A 3,944-nucleotide genomic window follows, 5' to 3' on the forward strand; every position below is an offset into this window, starting at 1 on the left:
TTGCGAAGCGTGCTCGCCGACCCTCCCCACAAGGGGGAGGGTGAAGTGCGGGCGGTGTCCGGCACCAGCGTTGTCAGGAGTGTTCTTCACACCAGGGATGTTTAGCCGCCCACCCGTGCGTTGCAAGGCTGACACCGCCCTCTATCCACGCTATATGCGCCGCACCAAGCAAGGATGCGGCACGATGACCGGGACGAAACGATCAAGCGAGGGGCTGGATATCAGGCGCCGCAAGCTGTTGTTCCGCTCCTGGCATCGCGGGATGCGCGAGATGGACCTTATCCTCGGTACGTTTGCCGACAACGAGATCGGCGCCTTGACCGGCGATGAAATCGACCAATATGAAAGGCTCCTCGACATCCCCGACACCGAATTCCTGCCCATGGTCACCGGCGAACGCCCGGTTCCCAGGAATATCGACTGTGCCGTCCTGCAAAAGATCCTGGCATCGCGCCGGACCATGACATTTTAAACGTGCAACCATGAGCCTCATTCCCAAAATCGGTCTGCCGAAAGGCCGTGCCGGCCAGTTCATCGTCGACGGCGTTGCCGATGGCTACGAAGCCTTTGCGCTGGTGCAGGCGATCCATGAGATTGCGCCTGACAAACCGGTGCTGTTCGTGGCGCGCGACGGCCAGCGCCTGCCGTCGATCATCGAGGCGCTGACCTTTGCCGCCCCCGGCCTGCCGGTGCTGGAGTTGCCGGCCTGGGATTGCCTGCCCTATGACCGCGTTTCGCCAGGCTCCGATGCCGCCGCCAAGCGGCTCGACGCCCTGACGGCAATGATCGCGCTGGCAAAAAAGCCGCATCGCGCGGTCATCCTGACCACTGCCAATGCGCTGCTGCAGCGCATTCCGCCGGCCGATCTGGTCGAAGCGCAGACTTTCCACGCAAAGCCCGGCAACCAAATCGACATGAACGCGCTGGTGTCCCGGCTGGAGATTTCCGGCTTCGAGCGAGTGCCGACGGTGCGCGGTATCGGCGAATTCGCCGTGCGCGGCGGCATCCTCGACCTCTACGCACCCGGCTGGACGGAAGCACTGCGGCTCGATTTCTTCGGCGACACGCTGGAATCGATCCGCGTCTTCGACGCCGCCACGCAGCGCACCACCGGCCAGCGCAAGTCGATGGCGCTGCAGGCGATGAGTGAAGTGGCGCTGACCCCCGAAACCATCAGCCGCTTCCGCCGCTCCTATATCGAAGCCTTTGGCGCGCCGCAGCGCGACGACGGCCTTTATGCGGCGGTGAGCGAAGGGCGGCGCTTTGCCGGCATGGAGCACTGGCTGCCGCTGTTCTACGAGCGGCTGGAGACAGTGTTTGATTATCTGCCGGATGCGCCTGTCATCTTCGACCATCTGGCGCACGAAGCGCTGGCTGAGCGTCACACGCTAATCCTCGACCACTACGAAGCGCGCCGCAAACAGGCCGACGCCGCGTTGAAGGACGCCGTGCCCTACAAGCCGGTGGCGCCGGACCTGCTCTATCTCTCACCGGAAAACCTCGTGGCGTCGCTCGGACCGCGCGAAGCCATCGACTTCACCGCCTTCGACGCGCCCGATGTCGGGGCCAAGAAGGTCTTCCATGGCGGCTCGCGCCATGGCCGCAGCTTTGCCGAGGAACGGGCTGACCCAAACATCAACGTCTTCGATGTCGTCGTAAAACACATCGCTGACGAGCGCGCGGCGCGCCGCCGGGTCATCGTCGCCGGCTGGACCGAAGGCTCGCTCGACCGGTTGGGCCAGATCCTGGCCGAGCATCATCTCGGCAATCTGGTGCCGGTGGCGACGTTGGCCGAGGCGGAAAAACTCGAGCCGGGCCAGGCGGCGCTTGCGGTGCTGCCGCTGGAATCCGGCTTCGAGACCGAACAACTGGTCGTCGTCGCCGAACAGGATATTCTGGGCGACCGGCTGATCCGGCGCTCGAAGCGCAAGAAGCGCGCGTCGGATTTCATTGCCGAGGCGTCGTCGTTGTCGGCGGGCGACATCGTCGTCCATGCTGATCACGGCATTGGCCGTTTCATCGGCCTGCGCACCATCGAGGCGGTCGGCGCGCCGCATGATTGCCTCGAAATCCACTATGCCGGCGACGACCGGCTGTTCCTGCCGGTGGAAAACATCGAGCTTCTGTCGCGCTACGGCTCTGACACAGCCGAGGCGACGCTGGACAAGCTCGGCGGCGGCGCCTGGCAGTCGCGCAAGGCGCGGCTGAAGAAGCGCCTGCTCGACATGGCCGGACAGTTGATCCGCATTGCCGCCGAGCGCCAGATGCGTACCGCGCCGCCCATGATGCCGGCGGAAGGGCTTTACGGCGAATTCTCGGCGCGCTTTCCCTATGAGGAGACCGACGACCAGCAGGGCGCGATCGATGCCGTCGTGGACGATCTCGGCGCCGGCAAGCCGATGGACCGGCTGATCTGCGGCGATGTCGGCTTCGGCAAGACCGAAGTGGCGTTGCGCGCCGCCTTCATCGCGGCGATGGAAGGGTTCCAGGTCGCGGTCGTGGTGCCGACGACGCTGTTGTCGCGCCAGCATTTCAAGACCTTTTCGCAGCGCTTCTCCGGCCTGCCGATCCGCGTCGGCCAGGCCTCGCGGCTGGTCGGCGCCAAGGAACTGGCGGAAACCAAGAAAGCCATCGCCGAGGGGCAGGTCGACATCGTCATCGGCACCCATGCACTGCTCGGGTCGGCGATCTCGTTCAAGAATCTCGGCCTGCTGATCATCGACGAGGAGCAGCATTTTGGCGTCAAGCACAAGGAACGGCTGAAGGACCTCAAGATCGACGTCCACGTGCTGACGCTGTCGGCGACGCCGATCCCGCGCACGCTGCAGCTTGCCTTGACCGGCGTGCGCGAACTGTCGCTGATCGCCACGCCGCCGGTCGACCGCATGGCGGTGCGCACCTTCATCTCGCCCTTCGATCCGCTGGTCATCCGCGAGACGCTGCTGCGCGAACGCTATCGCGGCGGCCATTCCTTCTATGTCGTGCCGCGTATCAGCGATCTCGCCGAAATCCATGATTTCCTGCGCGAATCCGTCCCCGAGCTGAAGGTGGCGGTGGCCCATGGCCAGATGCCGCCGGGCGAACTCGACGACATCATGAACGCCTTCTATGACGGCCAGTACGACGTGCTGTTGTCGACCACCATCGTCGAATCCGGGCTCGACATTCCGACCGCCAACACGCTGATCATCCATCGCGCCGATATGTTCGGCCTGTCGCAGCTCTACCAGCTGCGCGGCCGCGTCGGCCGTTCCAAGGTGCGGGCATATGCGTTGTTCACGCTGCCGGCCAACCGCAAGCTCACCGACACGGCCGAGCGCCGGCTGAAGGTGCTGCAGTCGCTGGACACGCTTGGCGCCGGGTTCCAGCTCGCCAGCCACGACCTCGACATCAGGGGCGCCGGCAATCTACTCGGCGAAGAACAATCCGGACACATCAAGGAGGTCGGCTTCGAGCTTTACCAGCAGATGCTGGAAGAGGCGGTGGCCGAGGTGAAGGACTCCGGCGAGGTCCAGGACGGCGGCTGGTCGCCGCAGATCGCTGTCGGCACGGCTGTCATGATCCCGGAAAGCTACGTGCCGGACCTTCAGCTCAGGCTGGCGCTCTACCGCCGCCTTGGCGATCTCGAAAACACCGAGGAGATCGATGCTTTCGGCGCCGAGCTGATCGACCGCTTCGGCCCGCTGCCGGAGGAAGTGAAGCATCTGCTCAAGATCGTCTTCATCAAGGCACTCTGCCGCAGGGCCAATGTCGAAAAGCTCGATGCCGGCCCCAAGGGCGTCGTCATCCATTTCCGCAAGCGCGAGTTTTCCAACCCGGTCGGGCTGGTCAAGTACATCGGCGAACAGGGCTCGCTGGCCAAGATCAGGGCCGACCACAGCGTGGTCTTCATCCGCGACTGGCCGACAGCCGAGAAGCGTCTGGCGGGCTCGGCTGTCGTCATG

At 64.6% G+C, this 3,944-nt stretch carries 2 protein-coding genes; both read left to right on the plus strand.

Features of this window, described 5'->3' with window-relative positions; translation table 11 throughout:
• Positions 1-184 precede the first annotated feature (184 nt).
• Complete coding sequence (locus NKI61_RS32435; protein ID WP_023681561.1) at positions 185-472, plus strand: FAD assembly factor SdhE; 288 nt, start codon at positions 185-187, stop codon at positions 470-472.
• A gap of 10 nt (positions 473-482) precedes the next feature.
• Positions 483-3,944, plus strand: a 3,462-nt coding sequence (gene mfd, locus NKI61_RS32440; protein WP_352842365.1) for a transcription-repair coupling factor, incomplete at its 3' end; no start/stop codon positions are given.

Origin of the sequence: Mesorhizobium sp. M0514 (assembly GCF_040321145.1) — a bacterium.
In the GTDB taxonomy this organism is placed as follows: Bacteria; Pseudomonadota; Alphaproteobacteria; order Rhizobiales; family Rhizobiaceae; genus Mesorhizobium.

Bases quoted from the DNA above. Each gene is read 5' to 3' on its own strand.
- NKI61_RS32435 (WP_023681561.1), top strand. From the start codon at position 185: ATGACCGGGACGAAACGATCAAGCGAGGGGCTGGATATCAGGCGCCGC.